At 67.0% G+C, this 16,601-nt stretch carries 15 protein-coding genes and 1 tRNA gene; 3 read left to right on the top strand and 13 right to left on the bottom strand.

Going from position 1 to position 16,601, the window contains the following annotated elements; genetic code table 11:
* Positions 1-101: 101 nt before the first annotated feature.
* Positions 102-797, top strand: a complete 696-nt coding sequence (locus OH799_RS19645; RefSeq protein ID WP_406266064.1) for a hypothetical protein — start codon at positions 102-104, stop codon at positions 795-797.
* Positions 784-1,899 carry a tyrosine-type recombinase/integrase gene (locus OH799_RS19650; protein ID WP_406266066.1) on the top strand — a complete coding sequence of 372 codons (1,116 nt, stop codon included), beginning with the start codon at positions 784-786 and terminating at the stop codon, positions 1,897-1,899. The genes OH799_RS19645 and OH799_RS19650 overlap by 14 nt, the downstream gene beginning before the upstream one ends.
* A 48-nt stretch (positions 1,900-1,947) precedes the next feature.
* Here OH799_RS19650 and OH799_RS19655 read toward each other — a convergent pair.
* The 4 genes from OH799_RS19655 to OH799_RS19670 all read right to left on the bottom strand — a co-directional run bounded on the left by OH799_RS19655 (position 1,948) and on the right by OH799_RS19670 (position 6,258).
* Positions 1,948-2,021, bottom strand: a tRNA-Leu gene (locus OH799_RS19655).
* 215 nt (positions 2,022-2,236) lie between these two features.
* A complete protein-coding gene (locus tag OH799_RS19660) occupies positions 2,237-3,154 on the bottom strand; it encodes a ribonuclease Z (protein ID WP_406266069.1) in 918 nt (305 codons plus the stop codon).
* 84 nt (positions 3,155-3,238) lie between these two features.
* Complete coding sequence (locus OH799_RS19665; protein ID WP_406266072.1) at positions 3,239-4,744, bottom strand: amino acid permease; 1,506 nt, start codon at positions 4,742-4,744, stop codon at positions 3,239-3,241.
* 47 nt (positions 4,745-4,791) lie between these two features.
* On the bottom strand, positions 4,792-6,258 hold the full coding sequence (locus OH799_RS19670; protein ID WP_406266075.1) for a peptide MFS transporter: 1,467 nt from the start codon (positions 6,256-6,258) through the stop codon (positions 4,792-4,794).
* A 144-nt stretch (positions 6,259-6,402) separates the two neighbouring features.
* Between OH799_RS19670 and OH799_RS19675 the strand changes: the two genes are divergently transcribed.
* Positions 6,403-6,885, top strand: a complete 483-nt coding sequence (locus OH799_RS19675; protein WP_406266078.1) for an SRPBCC family protein — start codon at positions 6,403-6,405, stop codon at positions 6,883-6,885.
* 26 nt (positions 6,886-6,911) lie between these two features.
* Here the strand turns inward: OH799_RS19675 and OH799_RS19680 are convergent, their stop codons facing one another.
* From OH799_RS19680 to OH799_RS19720, 9 genes are all read right to left on the bottom strand, one after another.
* Complete coding sequence (locus OH799_RS19680; RefSeq protein WP_406266081.1) at positions 6,912-7,859, bottom strand: exopolyphosphatase; 948 nt, start codon at positions 7,857-7,859, stop codon at positions 6,912-6,914.
* On the bottom strand, positions 7,859-8,392 hold the full coding sequence (locus OH799_RS19685) for a DUF501 domain-containing protein (RefSeq protein ID WP_406266084.1): 534 nt from the start codon (positions 8,390-8,392) through the stop codon (positions 7,859-7,861). The genes OH799_RS19680 and OH799_RS19685 overlap by 1 nt, the downstream gene beginning before the upstream one ends.
* A complete protein-coding gene (locus OH799_RS19690) occupies positions 8,389-8,988 on the bottom strand; it encodes a septum formation initiator family protein (protein ID WP_406266087.1) in 600 nt (199 codons plus the stop codon). Before OH799_RS19690 ends, OH799_RS19685 begins: the two co-directional genes overlap by 4 nt.
* A 19-nt stretch (positions 8,989-9,007) precedes the next feature.
* Positions 9,008-10,294: a phosphopyruvate hydratase gene (gene eno, locus OH799_RS19695; protein ID WP_406266090.1), complete on the bottom strand. Its 1,287-nt coding sequence runs from the start codon at positions 10,292-10,294 to the stop codon at positions 9,008-9,010.
* Positions 10,295-10,408: 114 nt separating this feature from the next.
* The gene (locus tag OH799_RS19700) at positions 10,409-11,146 is read right to left on the bottom strand and encodes a lytic transglycosylase domain-containing protein (RefSeq protein ID WP_406266093.1); all 738 of its coding nucleotides are present in this window, start codon (positions 11,144-11,146) and stop codon (positions 10,409-10,411) included.
* A gap of 100 nt (positions 11,147-11,246) precedes the next feature.
* Positions 11,247-12,944: an ABC transporter ATP-binding protein gene (locus tag OH799_RS19705; RefSeq protein ID WP_406266096.1), complete on the bottom strand. Its 1,698-nt coding sequence runs from the start codon at positions 12,942-12,944 to the stop codon at positions 11,247-11,249.
* A 78-nt stretch (positions 12,945-13,022) separates the two neighbouring features.
* Complete coding sequence (locus tag OH799_RS19710; protein ID WP_406266099.1) at positions 13,023-13,784, bottom strand: ABC transporter permease; 762 nt, start codon at positions 13,782-13,784, stop codon at positions 13,023-13,025.
* Positions 13,785-13,846: 62 nt separating this feature from the next.
* Positions 13,847-14,776, bottom strand: a complete 930-nt coding sequence (locus OH799_RS19715; protein ID WP_406266102.1) for an ABC transporter permease — start codon at positions 14,774-14,776, stop codon at positions 13,847-13,849.
* Positions 14,773-16,290: an ABC transporter substrate-binding protein gene (locus OH799_RS19720; protein WP_406266105.1), complete on the bottom strand. Its 1,518-nt coding sequence runs from the start codon at positions 16,288-16,290 to the stop codon at positions 14,773-14,775. The genes OH799_RS19715 and OH799_RS19720 overlap by 4 nt, the downstream gene beginning before the upstream one ends.
* Positions 16,291-16,601 lie beyond the last annotated feature (311 nt).

Consider the following 16,601-nt stretch of genomic DNA (forward strand, 5'->3'; position numbering starts at 1 on the left):
GTCCGAGCCTCTCGTTAATCGGTATGGCGAGTAATGAGAACAATGAAAGCACCGAGGTTCACTCTTGTCAACACTCGGTAACCCGACTAATGTGACCACCCATGACAGCCAGGGAAAACGCCAGTGACCACGAGTCGACCGTGGCCGAGATAGTCGGTCAGAACGCCAAACGTCTACGCGGCGATCACACCGCCGAACGGCTTGCAAGCCACGCACAATGGGCAGGACTCAAGTGGAACTCCGGCCGCGTTGCAGACCTCGAGGCTGGCCGAACGAGTCCTACCGTGCCGACTCTGATTGCGCTGACGATCGCCTTTCGGACCCTTCTCGGCCGTCCGGTCACGTTGGTGGACCTCCTCCAATGCGAGGGGCGTGTCGAACTCAACGACACCGTGTCGATTCCCGCCGAGGATCTGACGCGATTCTTCTCAGCCGAGCCGGTCGAGATCACAGCATCGGGCGTCCCCCTGTCTGTCGCGGAGGCTTCCACGGACCTTGTCCGCGGGTTCTTCGACAATCCTGAACAGTGGCAAGGGGTCGATGAGGAAGACCTGCACAAAGAACTTCGCAAGGCGACAGGCGCGGAAGTGCGCGCGGCGAAGGATGTCGGCATCTCGTCCACGAGCCTTGTAGTCGAAGCGCTCAAGCTCTGGGGCCGAGGATTCACCGAAGAACGCGATGCCAGAGCGGGTGAGGATGCAAGCAAACAGAAGCGCGGGCGCATCGCTCGTGTACTGAAAGACGAACTGTCTCAAGCAATTAAACGACAGGAAGACTCGCACCGTGGCGACAATTGAGCCCTACGAGACCAAGTCAGGGAAGCGCTACCGCGTCCGCTACCGCAAGCCGGACGGCAAGCAGACCGACAAGCGCGGCTTCAAGCGCAAGGTCGACGCCGAGCGGTTCGCCAACACTGTCGAGGTCGACAAGCTCATGGGCAGCTACATCCCCCCGACTGCCGGACGGGTCACAATCGGCGAACTCGGACCTGATTGGCTGAAACGTCAAGGCGCACACGTGAAACCGTCCTCGTTGCACTCGATCGAGTCCGCATGGAAGGTGCACGTCGAGCCTGTTTGGGGCCGCACTCGGATCAACGCGATCAAGCACAGCGGGGTCCAATCATGGATAGCTGAGCTGTCGTTGAGGCGGAGCCCATCATTAGTCCGAGACGCGCATTCGGTACTGGCGCGCATATTGGATGACGCCGTACGCGATCGACAGCTCGCCAGCAATCCGGCACGTGAGGTCAAGCTGCCACCGAAGCGCCGCGCACCGAACAAGTACCTCACGGCGAAACAAATGGTGATGCTGGCGCAGGAGTCCGGCCGCTACGGGTCACTAGTCCTGCTGCTGTCCCTTGTCGGGCTGCGCTGGGGTGAGGCGGCGGGCCTGCGAGTGCAGGATATCGATTTCCTTCGCCGAACAGCCGTGCTGCACGAGAACGCCGTACGTGTCGGCAGTGAGACACATGTCGGTTCACTGAAGTCGCATAAGCATCGAACTGTGCCTCTGCCGAAGACTGTGGCTACCGAACTGGCGCGATCTTGTGAAGGCAAGGGACGCGAAGACCTGCTATGGCCATCGTCGAAGGGGAAGCATCTCGGCCCCCCGTCGTCGCATGACTCGTGGTTATCCGGGGCTGTGAGTCGGTGCAGGAAGATCGACGAGACGTTTCCTCGGGTCACTGCACACGACCTGCGGCACACTGCGGCCAGCTTGGCAGTGGCGTCAGGTGCGAATGTGAAGGCCATTCAAAGGATGCTCGGACACGCTTCGGCGGCCATGACGCTGGACGTGTACGCCGATCTGTTCGACGACGATCTAGAGGCCGTAGCCAGAAAGCTTGAGAAGGTTGTGGGCAGAATGTGGGCAGAGTCGAAATCCAGACCGGCCTAGAGTTCCCGGTTACGCCTTCTACCTGCACCGTTGCGCAAGTACCACCGGTGCCCCCAGTCGGACTCGAACCGACACTTGGCGGATTTTAAGTCCGCTGCCTCTGCCAATTGGGCTATGGGGGCCGTCCGGGACAGCGTACCGAGTCGTACGGGTGTACCGGAATCCCGAGTGTTCGTCGGGTGGCGGGGCGTGGCCGTTGCCGAGGTAGTGGTCGGTTCGGTGGTGCGATCGGTGCGGACTGGTCGTTCGGCTCGGTGTTGGCGGGCGTCCCAGATAACTAGATCGTTGGCGGCGGCCAAGCGTTAGCGTCGGCGGCCGAATTCGATGGGACGAAAGTTCAGCGGCGGGGTGGCAGCGGGATTCGCGTGAGGTCGGCGGCGATGTGGATTTCGCCGGGAAAGTACTTCGCTGCTTCGGTCAGGTGCTCATCGAGGTCGCGGTAGCGCTGGGAGAAGTGGGTGAGGACGAGGGTGCGGACGCCTGCGTCGGCGGCGGCCCTGGCGGCCTGGCCCGCGGTGAGGTGGCCGTATTCCGTGGCCAGGTGGGCGTCGGCGTCCAGGAAGGTGGCCTCGATGACGAGCATGTCGGCGTCGGCGGCCAGTTCCTGAACGCCGGCGCAGAGCCGGGTGTCCATGACGAAGGCGAAGTTCTGGCCGGGGCGCGGCTCGCTGATCTCGTCCAGAGTGATTGTGCGACCCGCGAATTCGATGCTGCCCTGCTGTTGCAGTTCGGAGATGACCGGGCCGCGCAGACCGAGGGCGCGCAACCGGTCCGGCAGGATGCGGCGGCCGGGCGGCTCGCTGAGCCGGTAGCCGAAAGTGTCGACCGGATGGGAGAGCCGGGCCGCGGTGATCGTGAAAGGCGTGCCGGGCAGGTCCACCACGCCCGGGCCGATGACCGGGTGAGGTCGCAGCTCGGCGCGGTGATAGTAGGAGGTCGCGTTGACGAGTCGGTCGTAGTACTGGGTGCCCGAGGCCGGGAACCACACGTCGACCGGATGCGGCACTCGGTCGAGATTGATCCGCTGCACCACTCCGGCCAGCCCGAGACTGTGGTCGCCGTGGAAATGGGTGATGCCGATACGGGTGAGACCGGTGACGGTGACACCGGCATACGTCATCTGCCGCTGCGTTCCCTCGCCCGGATCGAACAGAACCGACTCGTCATCCCACCGAAGCAGGTAACCGTTGTGGTTTCGCTGTTTCGTCGGGACCTGGCTAGCGGTCCCGAGAACAACCAACTCACGCTGCGACACCGCGCCAGGCTATCCCCCGCTCCCCGACCGGGACATGGTGGTGGGGCTTTCTCGGGTCCGCCACCGCCATGTCCCGCTCGCGGGCTACTCGGCGGGGGTCTGCCGGAGCAGGGAGTGACGGCGGGAATAGGTGAAGTAGATGACGAAGCCGATAGCCATCCAGACCAGGAAGCGCAGCCAGGTCTCCACCGACAGGTTCAGCATCAGCCACAGGCAGGCCAGCACCGCGAGGACCGGGACCAGCGGAACGAGCGGAACGCGGAAGCCGCGCGGCAGGTCGGGGCGGGTGCGGCGCAGGATGAGGACGCCGATCGAGACCAGCACGAAGGCGAAGAGCGTTCCGATGTTGACCATCTCTTCCAGGGTGCCGAAGTCCACGAAACCGGCCAGCAGAGCGCACCCCACGCCGACGACGGCGGTGATGCGCACCGGCGTGCCCTTCTTGCCGGTGTGGGCAAGTTTGCGCGGCATAAGGCCGTCGCGCGCCATCGCGAAGAGCACGCGGGTCTGCCCGAGGAACATCACCATCACGACGGTGGTGAGTCCGGCCAGTGCGCCGATCGAGATGATGTTCTTCACCCAGGTCGCGCCATGGATGGCGAACGCCGTGGCCAATGTGGCGTTTTTGCCGGTCAGCTCGGTGTAGGGCACCATGCCGGTGAGTACGAGCGACACCGCGACGTACAGGATGGTGACGATCAGCAGCGAGCCGAGGATGCCGCGCGGGACCGCGCGCTGCGGGTTCTTGGTCTCCTCCGCGGTGGTGGCGACGACGTCGAAACCGATGAACGCGAAGAACACCAGGCTGGCCGCGGCGAGCAGGCCGTACCAGCCGAAGTTGCTGTGCCCGGCGCCGGTCAGATAGGAGAACAGCGACTGCCGCAGGCCCTCACCTTCCTTCCCGGCCTGGGACGGTGGGATATACGGCGTGAGGTTCGAGGCCTTGAAGTGGGTGCAGCCGACGATCAGCACGAGCGCGATCACGCCGAGTTTGATGGCCACCGCCACCGCCGACACCCGCGAGGACACCTTGGTACCCGTCGCGAGCAGCACGCCGAGCACCGCGATCAGCAGCACCGCGCCCCAATCGAACGACACGGGGCCGAAGTGCGCGACCGGCGAGGTGGTGCCGAGCACCTCACCGAGGTACTGCGACCAGCCCTTGGCCACCACCGACGCGGCGAGCGCGAACTCCAGGATCAGGTCCCAGCCGATGATCCAGGCGACGATCTCGCCGAAGGTGGCGTAGGAGAACGTGTACGCGCTGCCCGCCACGGGGACGGTGGAGGCGAATTCGGCATAGCAGAGCGCGGTCAACCCGCAGGCGATCGCGGCGAAGACGAAGGCGATCGAGATGGAGGGACCCGCGACGTCGCCCGCGGTGCGGGCGGTGAGCGTGAAGATGCCCGCGCCGACCACCACGGCGACACCGAAAACGGTGAGATCCCAGGCGGTCAAGTCCTTGCGTAGTTTCGAGTCGGGTTCGTCGGTGTCACGGATAGACTGTTCGACGGATTTGGTGCGGAACAGACCGCCCCATCGAGACGAGACATCACCCGTCGTGCCGGCTCTAGGCCTGGGGTTCGTCACACGTCCTCCTTCATAATGCTGTCGAGCATCTGTTCGCCTCGACAGCGCTAGTGCACGCCCGCCATGAACCTGCTGATCCACGGCGCGATAGCGGCGACGAGCAACCCCGCACACACCACGACCGTCCCGGTGATACCGAAGTAGGCGAATTCGTGGCCTGGGTCATAGAACCGAGCCAAAGTACCCGACATCGACGTTCCGAGGCCAACAGAGAAAAAATACAATGCCATCATCTGAGCCCGAAAAGCTTCCGGTGCCAGTCGAGTCGTAGCCGCGAGACCGACAGGCGAAAGCAGCAGTTCGGAGATCGCGAACACGGCCATGATCGCCAGCACGAGCAGTGCGGGCACGGCTCGTCCGGTGGTGCCGGACATGGGCACGAACAACCAGAACGCGGCACCCATGCCGATCACGCCGAGCGCGAATTTCCGCGGCGTGCTCGGTGCGCGCTGCCCCAGCGTGGTCCAGAGGAGCGCGAACAGCGGCGACAGCAGCAGGACCCATACCGGCTGGACCGAACCGATCCAGCTCGAGGGCGCGGTCCAACCGAAGATGTTCCAGTTCATCCGTTCGTCGGAGTAGACCGCCAGCACCGTGAAGATCTGCTTGAACAGCGACCAGAACACCGCATTGGCGAGAAACAGTGGAAGAAACGCGCGCACCCGGCTGCGCTCGAGCTGGGTGACCTTGGCGCTGGTGAGCAGCACAGCGAAGTACCCGGCCGAAGCGGCGACAATGACGCCGGTCGTCACCTCGGGCAGGTTGTCCAGCGTGACCACGCCGGTCACGCACACCACCGCGACGAGCATCGCAGCCCCGACCGCTCCGGCCACCAACGGCCCGACAGCGTTACGCGAGAGCGGGTTCGGCACCGCGCGGCCGTGCGTGCCGAGGTTACGGCGGAACACCATGTACTGGGTGAGGCCGAGCGCCATACCGATCGCTGCCGCGCCGAAGCCGAAATGGAAGCCGAGATCGGTCTGCAGCAGACCGGTGAGCAGCGGGCCGAAAAACGCGCCGAGATTGATGCCCAGATAGAACAGCGTGAACCCGCCGTCGGCGCGCGCGTCCCCCTTCGAATAGAGGGTGCCGAGCAGCGAGGACGCGTTCGCCTTCAGCCCACCGCTGCCGAGCGCGACCAGCACCAGACCGACCCCGACGCCGGCCAGTCCGGGCAGCACGGCCAGCGCGATGTGCCCGGCCATGACCACGGCGCCGCCGTAGAGCAGGGTTCTTTCCATGCCGAGCAGCCGGTCGGCTATCCAGCCGCCGAGCACCGTGGACAGGTAGACCAGACCGCCGTAGGCGCCGACGAGGCCGACCGCGGTGTCCTTGGCCAGACCCAGACCGCCGTCGGTCGCCGAGTAGTACAGGTAGTACCCGAGAATGGTGACCATCCCGTAGAACGAAAAACGCTCCCACAGCTCCACTCCGAAGAGGTTGACCAGCCCGATCGGGTGGCCGAACAGCGCTCGGGTCTCCGCTGATTCCTGCGATGTTGCCGCTTCAACCATCCCCGAACGATCGCACGCAGGTCATCGATTCCGCAGGCAACTGAGACTGAACGTTGTGAACGTTTGTCCCTTCCGCGGCCGGGCATTCAGGAGGCAGCCGGCGAATCCACCACGATCAGCCCCCGCCCAGAAAGCGTTGTGCTTATGGCCCACGTCGAACACATGGTGCAGGCATCGGCGGAAGACACCTTCGCTGTCCTTTCCGACGGCTGGTCGTACGCGGCCTGGGTGGTCGGTGCCACCCATATCCGCGACGTCGACCCCGGCTGGCCCGCGGAGGGCACCCGGCTGCACTACCGCGCCGGTGTGTGGCCATTCACGGTGGACGACATCACGCAGGTCAGTGCGGTCGATCCGCCGCGACTGCTGGAACTGGAGGCCAAGCTCCGACCGTTCGGCTCCGCGTGGATCCGGTTGGAACTCACCGAGACGGCACCCGGCCGGACCCGGGTCCGCATGCACGAGCACACCAAGCACGGCCCGGGCACGTGGGTGCCCGACATCATCCAGGAACTGCTGCTGCTGCCGCGCAATCAGGAATCCTTGTCCAGGCTCGCCGACATCGTGGTCGGCAGATCGCGCGACACAGCCGATGGCGATCAGGATCAGGACACCTCCCGTGCCTGAGCGCCGCGCCCCTGTTCAGGGGATGCTCAGGCGATGGACAGTGCGATGCCGTCGAGAATGTCGTGTTCACTGACGACCAGCTCGGAAATTCCGGCGCGACGGGATAATTCCTCCGCGAGTACCTCCGTGATGACCGCGCCGCCACCGATCACGTCGACCCGGCCCGGGTGCATCGGGCCGAGGGCGGCGCGCTGGTCGTGGTCCATGGCGATCAGCCGGTCGCAGACGGCGCGGACTTGGTCCAGTGTCAGCCGCGCGAGATGAACCTTCTTCGCGTCGTATTCGGGGAGGTCGAGCGCGACCGCGGCGATGGTGGTCATCGTGCCCGCCACACCGACCCACGTATGTGCCCCCTCCACGGGAACACGCGCGAACGCTTCCGCCAGTCGCTCGGCGGCGAATGCGCGAGCTGCCGCGATCTGGTCGGCCGTCGGCGGATTGCCGGTGAGGCAGCGCTCGGTGATCCGGACACAGCCGATGTCGGCGGAATAGGCGGCCCGCACGCCCGCATTGTCGCCGAACACCAGCTCGGTCGAGCCGCCGCCCAGGTCTACGACCACGAAAGGTGCTGACTCGCTTGATAATTCGCCGATCGCGCCGGCGAACGACAGCCGAGCCTCTTCGTCACCGGTAATCACCTCGGCTTCGGCGCCCGGCACCACTATGCCGAGTTCGGCACGCGCCATGGCGAAGAAATCTTCGCGGTTGGCGGCGTCCCGGGTCGCGGAGGTAGCGACCATCCGCACCCGGCCGACACCTGCCTCGCGCATCAGCGCCGCGTAGTCGGCCAAGGCGACGCGGGTGCGTTCGATCGCCTCCGGCGCGAGCGAGCCGGTCGCGTCGACCCCCTGCCCGAGGCGGACGATCCGCATCTCTCGGTGCACGTCGGCCAAGCGGCCGTCGCCGAGCACGTCGGCGATCAGCAGTCGGATGGAGTTCGTGCCACAGTCGACGGCGGCTACCCGGTTACTCATTACCGCACTTCCTTGTCTCGTGGGCCGCTCGGCTCGTACTTCGGCCAGTCCGCCGGAATAGCGGTGCCGCGCAAGCCGTGGTCGGCGGCCAGCGCCACCGCCTCGTCACCGAGCGGGTTCACGCCCGGCCCTTTGGCCAGCGAGTGCGCGATCAGGACGTGCAGGCACTTGACCCGCTCGGGCATCCCGCCACCGGTGAAATCGGTGCCGAGCGAGTCGATCGCGTCGCGCTCGGCCAAATAGCTCTCATGCGCCGCGCGGTAGCCGGCGGCCAATTCCGGGTCGGCGCCGAGCCGTTCAGTCATCTCGCGCATCACACCGGCGGATTCCTGCCTGCTCGCCTCCGCGGTGAGCCGGGGATCGGTCAGATAGTAGAGGGTCGGGAAAGGGGTACCGTCCGGCAGCCGAGGGGCGGTCTTCACAACGGCCGGGAGCCCATCCGGGGTGCGGTAAGCGATGGCAAGCACACCGCGCGGTGCACGGCCCAACTGCTCGGCGATGATCGCGAGATCCTGGTCGTTCGGTGCGGTCACCTGGGTCCTTCCCGTCCTGGCGGCGCGGCCGCGGGCGTCGGCTGCGGCTCGGAGATGCTGCGCCACAGCTGGGTGTACCAGGGATCGGGCTCCCTGAACTTGGTGGGCGCCGCGGGCGGCGCGGGTGCCTCGATGCCGGGCACCTGCACGATGTACGGCGTCTCGCCGGGCAGCACCAGACGAAGCCGGTCCCGGGCCTCCGAGCGGATGTAGGCGGGATCCTGTTGCTGCGCACGGCGATCGCGCAACCGCGCGAGGTCGGCCTCCAGCTCGTCGCGCTGTTGCGCCAGCTGGGCTGCCTCGGCACGCTGGGTGAAGTAGGTGCGCATCGGCACGGCGAGGGTGAGGGCGAGCGCGCACACCACGATCGCGAGGATTACCGCCTTGCCGGTAGACAGCCCGAGGATGGTGTGGTCGTGCTTGTCGCCCGCGGAACCCCGTTCGCTCTTGCGCGGCCCCGGCTTCTTCTCCGCGGAGTCGGCCCGCCTGCGGCTGCGCTTGGCCGCGGCGTCGGCCGGGCGCGATCTGGTGGCACGCGACGTGCGGCGGTCTCCGCGTCCGGCTGGACTGGTACCACGCGCACGTCGCTCCGTCATGTCAGGTCGTACCGCGGGGTCAGCCCTCGAACGCGAATCGAGGGAACGCGACGTCGCCCGCATAGCGCGCCGAATCCCCGAGTGCGTCCTCGATGCGCAGCAGCTGGTTGTACTTGGCCACACGCTCGCTGCGCGCGGGAGCACCCGTCTTGATCTGACCACTGCCGACCGCGACGGCGAGATCGGCGATGGTGGTGTCCTCGGTCTCGCCGGATCGGTGCGACATCATGGTCTTGTAGCCGTTGCGGTGGGCCAGCTCGACGGCGTCCAAAGTCTCGGTGAGCGTGCCGATCTGGTTCACCTTGACCAGCAGCGCGTTGGCCGCGCCCTTGGCGATGCCCTCTTCCAAGCGCTCCGGGTTGGTGACGAACAGGTCGTCGCCGACCAGCTGGATCTTGTCGCCGATCTCGTCGGTCAGCGCCACCCAGCCGTCCCAGTCGTCCTCCGACAGCGGGTCCTCGATGGAGACCAGTGGGTAGTCGGTGAGCAGTTCCGCGTAGAACCGCGCCATCTCCTCGGCCGAACGCAGACTGCCCTCGAACTTGTAGCCGCTGCCCGTCGTGTAGAACTCGGTGGCCGCGACGTCGAGCGCGAGCGCCACGTCACTGCCCAGCCTCAGGCCGGTCTTCGCGATCGCCGAGCTGATCAGATCCAGCGCGTCCCGGGTGCCTGCCACGTCGGGGGCGAAGCCGCCCTCGTCGCCGAGGCCGGTGGCCAGGCCCTTGGCCTTCAGCACCGACTTGAGCGCGTGGTAAACCTCCGTACCCCAGCGCAGCGACTCCTTGAAGGTCGGCGCGCCGATCGGGGCGACCATGAACTCCTGTACGTCGACGCCGGTGTCGGCATGCGCGCCGCCGTTGAGGATGTTCATCATCGGCACCGGCAGCACGTGGGCGTTCGGGCCACCGAGGTAGCGGAACAACTCCAGACCCGAGGACTCGGCGGCCGCGCGGGCCACGGCCAGCGAAACGCCCAGCAGAGCGTTGGCGCCGAGGCGGGACTTGTCGGGGGTGCCGTCCAAGTCGAGCAGCACCTGGTCGACGGTGCGCTGCTCGACCGCGTCCAGACCGATGACTGCCGGCGCGACCTCGTCGAGCACACCCTCGACGGCCTTACGCACACCCTTGCCGCCGTACCGCTCGTCACCGTCGCGCAGCTCGACAGCCTCGTGCTCGCCGGTAGACGCCCCGGACGGCACGGCCGCCCTGGTCAGGGTGCCGTCGTCGAGGGCGATCTCGACCTCCACGGTGGGATTTCCGCGCGAATCAAGGATTTCGCGAGCTCCGACCTGTTCGATGATGGCCACGAAAACGACACTCCTTCGGCTGCGGACACGGTAGGTCTCACGGGATTGGCCGTGCGCTGCGAGCCTATCGTCCTCGCGGCCGGCTCGGTAACCGGCACTCCGGCGAGCGGCGGATCACGCTCTGCGCCCGACGCTGTAGACGGCGGCGCAATCGCGCACCGTGTGCAAGTAGCTGAGCGACTGGTTGTAGGTGAGCAACGCCTGCCGCCAGCCGTGCTCGGAGGTGAGATCGCCGCCGCTGGTGCACAAGTAGCGGGCCGCGGTGAGCGCTGCGTCGTCGATGTTCTGTGGGTCGGCGACCCCGTCGCCGTTGGCGTCGACGCCCCAGCGCTTCCAGGTTTCCGGAATGAACTGCAACGGACCGACGGCTCGGTCGAAAACCGGATCGCCGTCGAGCGCACCAGCATCGGTGTCCTCGACCAGCGCGACGCCGGGCGAGCCGTCCAGCGCGACCCCGATGATCGGCGGGCGGACCGTGCCGTCGGCGCCGACCTCCGCCCCGCGGTGGGTGCCGTGCTTGCTCTCCACGCTGGCGATGCCCGCGAGCGTCGTCCACGCGATGCCGCAGTCGGGACGTGCCCTGGCCAGTACCGCCGCCGCGTAGCCGTATGCCTCCAGCGCGACGGCGGGAATGCCCAGCCGATCAACCTGCTCGTCGGCCCAGCCGCGCAGCTGGACGGCAGTGCGCCCGGGCGCGTCCAGGTCGATGACGGGCAGCGGGGTGCCCGGGCCGGGCGGAATCCCCTCCGGGATCGGGGTGTGGTCGCGATCGATCCCGCAACCGGCGAGCGCGAGGATCACCATGGCGGCGGCCAAGGCGCCGGTCTTCTTCAGGAACACACCTTCCATCATCCAGATGGGCGCCTGCGCCAGGGCCCACCGTCGATCGCCGAAGGAACCGTCGCCGGCGACCCCATCGGTCGGCGCCGGATACTCGTTCCGCGCGGCAGCCTCAGCCGAGTAGCTCGCGGGTAGCGGTACGGGTCGGCGCGGCGAGAACGGTTCCGGTGTCACCCGACTCGACGACGCGACCGTGGTCGAGGACGAGAAGGCGAGAGCAGTGTTCGGCAACCAAGCCCATGTCGTGGCTGATGATCAGCAGCGCGGTGCCGTGGTCGGCGCGGACGCGGTCGAGGAGAGCCATGATCGAGGCAGCGGTGGTGTGGTCGAGGGCCGAGGTGATCTCGTCGCAGAGCAGCACAGCTGGTTCGGCGGCGAGGGCCCGGGCCAGGGCGATTCGTTGACGTTGGCCACCGGAAAGCTCGTGCGGGTAGCGACCGGCCAGGTCGGCGGGCAGTTCGACCGAGGCGAGGAGCTCGGTGATGTGCTGTGGCAGTCGTCGTCTCGGGACGCCGCCGATGCGACGCAGCGGACGGCCGAGGGTTTGCGCGACGGTGCGGCGCGGGTTGAGAGCCGATCGCGGATTCTGGGTGACCAGCTGGATACCCCCTGCGCCGTGCGAGATTCGCCGTCCCCGACCCACCGAGATCGGCGCGCCGCGCAGTTCGAGATATCCGGTCGCGCAGCGATGCAGACCCGCGACGACGCGGGCCAAGGTGGTCTTGCCCGCGCCGGACGCGCCGACCACGGCGAGGGCCGCGCCTGCGCACAGCTCGAAACCGACGTCGGCGAGCACCTGGTGGCCATCGACCGATGCGCCGATACCCTGTGCGCGCAAGGCGAATTCGTCCTGGCCGAATCCGTCCTTCACGGCGGCGCCGAGCGAACCACGCCGTCCGTTGCGGACCAGGTCTGCGTCGGTGCCGATCGGATGATCGCCTGCCCGGTCGCCGACCGAATCCGTGTCGAGCAATACCGGCACCCCGGGGGCTCGGTCGGGCAACGTGACGACCGGCGAGGCGTGCGCTGTTTCGACGAAAGCGTCCGCGATTCTCGACTGAGTGCCGGTTCCGTCCCGAAACTTCGCTGTTCGCCCCTCAGGATGGCCGGAGGGAACCAGTGCTCGTGGCGGCCCGGCCTCGGTCAGGTCGGTGACGGCGCCGAGTTCGACGACTTGGTCGGCGATCGAGTGCACGAGGGTGGTGTCGTGGCCGGACAGCAGGATCGCCGCCGAACGTCGCCGCGCTATGTCGACCAGCTGTCCCGCGATGTCGGTGCGCAGGGCGCCGTGTAACCCGGCGAGTGGTTCATCCAGCACCAATACGCCGGTGTCGCGGATCAGCGCCCTGGCGAGGGCGACTCGGCGTTGCTGGCCACCGGAAAGTTCGCTCGGACGGCGGCGCAGGTACTCCGCCGACAGGCCGACCAACGCGAGGGTGTCGACCAGGGTGGCCATGGCTGCGTCCGGCGCGACCTCGCGCAGGAGTGCGCGCACCCGCAGCAGCGGGTTCAGCGCCGACCCGGGGTCTTGCCCGACATAGGCGATGTGCATACGCCGGAAACGTTGCAATGCAACATGATTCAGCGAGAACACATCGTTTCCGGCGACCGAGGCCGTCCCCGTGGCCCGGGCCGTGACGGACGGCAGCCGGCCGAGCAGCGCACGCATCACCGTGGTCTTGCCCGATCCGGACGGCCCGGTGAGCGCGGTGACCGTGCCCGCAGGTATCCGGAAGGTCGCTGGACCGACCAATTTCTGCCCGTTCGAAGCGAGCACGGTCAGCCTGTCGACCAGGACGAGATCACTCAATTTCCGCACCCCGACGGCAGCCGGACCGGTACGAATCAACCTTCGCCACAGGGGCGACGACAAGGCTCGTAGCGATTTTCATGTCCGCTCCTCCTGACCGAACGCGGACACCGCCAGGTTCACGCTCACCGCGACGATCGCGATCGCCAGACCGGGTGCCAGCGCCGCCCAGGGATTGAGCAGCATCCCCGAGGCGTTTTCGCGCACCATGACCGCCCAGTTGCTCGCACCCAGCGTGGTGGGCAGCTGCAGAAACGACGCAGTGCTCACCAGGTAGACCGCCGCGACGAAACGCAGGCCGAGCTGAGTCGCCAGCACGGCACGCAGATTCGGGATGACTTCCCGGAAGACCAGGTGGGGCAGCGACTCACCGCCGGCCTCCGCACTTTCCACGTATCCCGACGCCGCTACCCCCGCGGCCGCAGCCGCGAAAACCCGCCCACAATATGGAACCCCGAAAAGCAGTGCCACGATGATCAGCCCATAGACGCCCGCGTCCGGCCAGGAGGTCAGCACCAGCAGGATGCCGAGTACCGCGGGCAGCAGAATGACGAAGTCGGTGCCCAGTTCGATCACGGCCCCGATCCGCGGGCGCAGCGCGACGACCGCGCCGAGCACGCAGGACAACCCGGTCACCACCACCGCGATAACCGCCGACAGCAGCAGCAGTCCCCAACCGCCGAACAACAGTTGGCTGACCACGTCCCTGCCGAGCCGGTCGGTGCCGAGCCACGCGCTGTCGCCGGGATCGCCGAACGGTATACCCACTGCCTCCTCGGCCGGGCGCGGCGCCAGCGTCGGCCCGAGTACCGCGAGCACGGTGATCAGCAGGGCGGGCACGATAGTCCATATCCGGAGCCGTCGCTTCGGCGGACCAGCAGTGTGGATCGAACGAAGACCGGTCATCGGGTCCCCCGCAGCGACCAAGCCCGAATGCCGTCGGCGATAGCGAGCATGCCCATGATGACTACGCCGGATAGCGCGACCACCGCGGCGACCACCGAGGTATCGCGGTCGCCGACCGAGCCGGCCAGCACCGCCCCGAGGCCCGGGTAGTTGAAGATGGTCTCCACCACCAGTGAGCCGCCGAGCATCATCCCGACCGTGGTGGCGAAACTGGCGACGATCGTCGGCAGTGCGAACGGCAGGACGTGCCGCGCGAGGACAACGCGGGTCGAAATCCCATCCAGTACCGCGCTTTCCACGTGCGGCGCCTGAGCCGCGTCGGCCAGCGCGGCGCGCACCACCCGAGTGTTCCAGCCGATCTGCGGCACCGCCAGCGCGAGCACCGGCAGCACCAGCATGTCGGGACGGGACGGGAACCCGGACCGGCCGGTGATGGTGACCGGGGGCAACCAGCCGAGCGCCAGCGCGAACACCAGAATCAGCAAGGTCGCGACGACGAACTCGGGGACCGCGACCGCCATCGTCGTCACGGGCTGTAACAGCCGCGTCGAGGCACCGCCCTGCCGCACCGCCCACCACGCGCCGAGTACCAGCGACGCCAGCACGGTCACCGCGAGGGCCGTTCCGCCGAGCAGCAGCGTCGGCGGGAACTTGTCGACCAGCAATTCGTTGACCGAACGCCCCCGTGCGGTACGGCCGAAATCGCCGGTCGCGACGCCGGATATCCAGTTCCAGAAGCGCACCGCCAGCGGTCGGTCCACACCGAGTTCGCGCTCCTTGGCCGCGATCAGTTCCGGCGTGGCATCGCGACCGAGAACGGCACGGGCGGTGTTGCCCGGCAGCAGGTCCACGGCCACGAACACAGTCGCCAGCAGCGTCACCAGGAGGGTGACACGCCGGATGAGGAGTCGTGCGAAGGAGATCACTCCGCCAGCCAGGCTCGTTCCAGCTGGACCCTGGCGAACCCGCCGAGCGTCGGCAGGTCGCGCACCCGGGTGGTGGCGATGTCGATGCCGTCGGCCATCCCCCACACCAGGTATCCGCCGCGGTCGTATTGGATGCGTTGTAGGTCACGACTGGCCGCGATGTACTCGGAGTCGGTGTGTGCACCCAGCGCTTTGACCGTCGCGGCATCGAAACCGGCTTCTTTGAAATCGGTTTCGTTGCGGTTGGATCCGTTCGTCATCAGCTTGCTCGCGAAAAACAGCGTGGAATCGTTGGTGCCCCAGGAGACCGTGTAGAGCGGGGCCTTCAGCCAGGTCTGATCGTAGAAGGCGTTGGGTTCCTGCGGGACGACACCGAGCCGCACACCGATCTCGGCGAGTTGGGTGGCGATCACCTTCGCCGATTCGACCTCGCCGGGCGCCTCGGCCTTGGTGACCAGCGGATAGCTGCGTCCGGTGTCGAAATTCGCGTCGCGCAGCAAGGATTTCGCGCGGTCGACATCGCGGGTGCGCTGCGCGATCGAGGTGTCGTAGACCGGGTCACCGGTGCCCAGAATGTCATTGGCGACCGTGCCGTAACCGGAATGCACCTGATTTACCAGGGCCTTGCGGTCGACACCGAGCCGCAGCGCGGTACGAACCCGCACGTCGGCGAAGGGCCCGTCAGAAGTGCGCATGGCTACCCCGACCATGGTGTCGTTCGCGCGACGGATCACCGCCAAATCGCCGCGCCTTTCCGCGGCACGGCCCGCGATGGCGCCCACGTTGGAGGCGAGGTCGATCTGTCCGCCGAGCACGGCGTTGCCGAGTGCGGTCACGCTTTCGAACATGGTGACCTCGATCGCGTCCAGCAGCGGCGGCGTGCCGTGCCACTGGTCGTTGCGCACCAGCCGCGCGTTGCCGCCCTGATAGGACTCCAGGCGGAACGGTCCGGTGCCGACAGCCTTCGTGAAGTCCGCGGTCTCCTTCTTGACGGTGAAAGTCATCAGTCGGAGCAGTAGCGGAAGCTGGGTGTTCGGCTCGGGGACCGCGAGCAGTACCCGATTCGGCCCGTCGGTGGTGATTTCCTCCACCGCCACCGGCATTTTCGAGGCTCCGCCGACCGTCCGCAGTCGGCGCAGCGACCACACCACGTCCTCCGAGGTGACCGGCGTCCCGTCGTGGAAGGTCGCGCCGTCGGCCAGGGTGAAGCTCCAGCGGCGCCGATCGGCGTCCGGCTCCCACCGGGTGGCGAGGCGCGGTGCGACATTCGGGTCGGCTCCCGGCACGGTCAAGGCGTCGTAGACCAGCGAGGTGATCAGGAAGTCGCTATCGTTGCTGAGGTTGGCGTGCGGATCACGTTCGATGCGCGCCGAGGTGCCGAGCGCACCGACTCGCAGTGTGCCGCCACGCCGGGCGGGGCCGGGCGCCTCCGCGCCGTCCGAACACGCGGCGACGAGTAGTACCGCTCCCACCCCGAGACTCGACTGCAAAAGCTGCCGTCGATTCAAACCCATTGCGTTGCCTTCTTCCTGGACGAATCCCGCGCCCCACCGGCATATTTCAGGTTACGGATCAGGACAGGCTAGCCTAATCATGCGGAAGACTCCCCGGTACCGCCAACAAATGGCGCGACAGGGCAGACCGCCCGCAAAGCCCAAAACAGCTCCACCAAGACCATCGGCAGCCTAACCTCGGTCGCATCGCAGTTATACAACTCGGCTATATTTCACGGCGCGCTTAGGTAAGCCTTGCTTGGCTCTGCGAGAACGGCTAACTTCGCAGATCGAATCGTCACCCTGCATGTCAAACCCTATGCGAAGAAGGG

It is taken from the genome of Nocardia sp. NBC_00881 (genome assembly GCF_045207455.1).
Classification (GTDB): domain Bacteria; phylum Actinomycetota; class Actinomycetes; order Mycobacteriales; family Mycobacteriaceae; genus Nocardia.

Excerpts from the sequence above, each read along its gene's own strand:
- OH799_RS19645 (WP_406266064.1), top strand. The coding sequence starts at position 102 with ATGACAGCCAGGGAAAACGCCAGTGACCACGAGTCGACCGTGGCCGAG.
- OH799_RS19670 (WP_406266075.1), bottom strand. The coding sequence starts at position 6,258 with ATGGTTGAAGCGGCAACATCGCAGGAATCAGCGGAGACCCGAGCGCTG.
- OH799_RS19675 (WP_406266078.1), top strand. The coding sequence starts at position 6,403 with ATGGCCCACGTCGAACACATGGTGCAGGCATCGGCGGAAGACACCTTC.
- OH799_RS19680 (WP_406266081.1), bottom strand. The coding sequence starts at position 7,859 with ATGAGTAACCGGGTAGCCGCCGTCGACTGTGGCACGAACTCCATCCGA.
- OH799_RS19690 (WP_406266087.1), bottom strand. The coding sequence starts at position 8,988 with ATGACGGAGCGACGTGCGCGTGGTACCAGTCCAGCCGGACGCGGAGAC.
- OH799_RS19700 (WP_406266093.1), bottom strand. The coding sequence starts at position 11,146 with ATGATGGAAGGTGTGTTCCTGAAGAAGACCGGCGCCTTGGCCGCCGCC.
- OH799_RS19720 (WP_406266105.1), bottom strand. The coding sequence starts at position 16,290 with ATGGGTTTGAATCGACGGCAGCTTTTGCAGTCGAGTCTCGGGGTGGGA.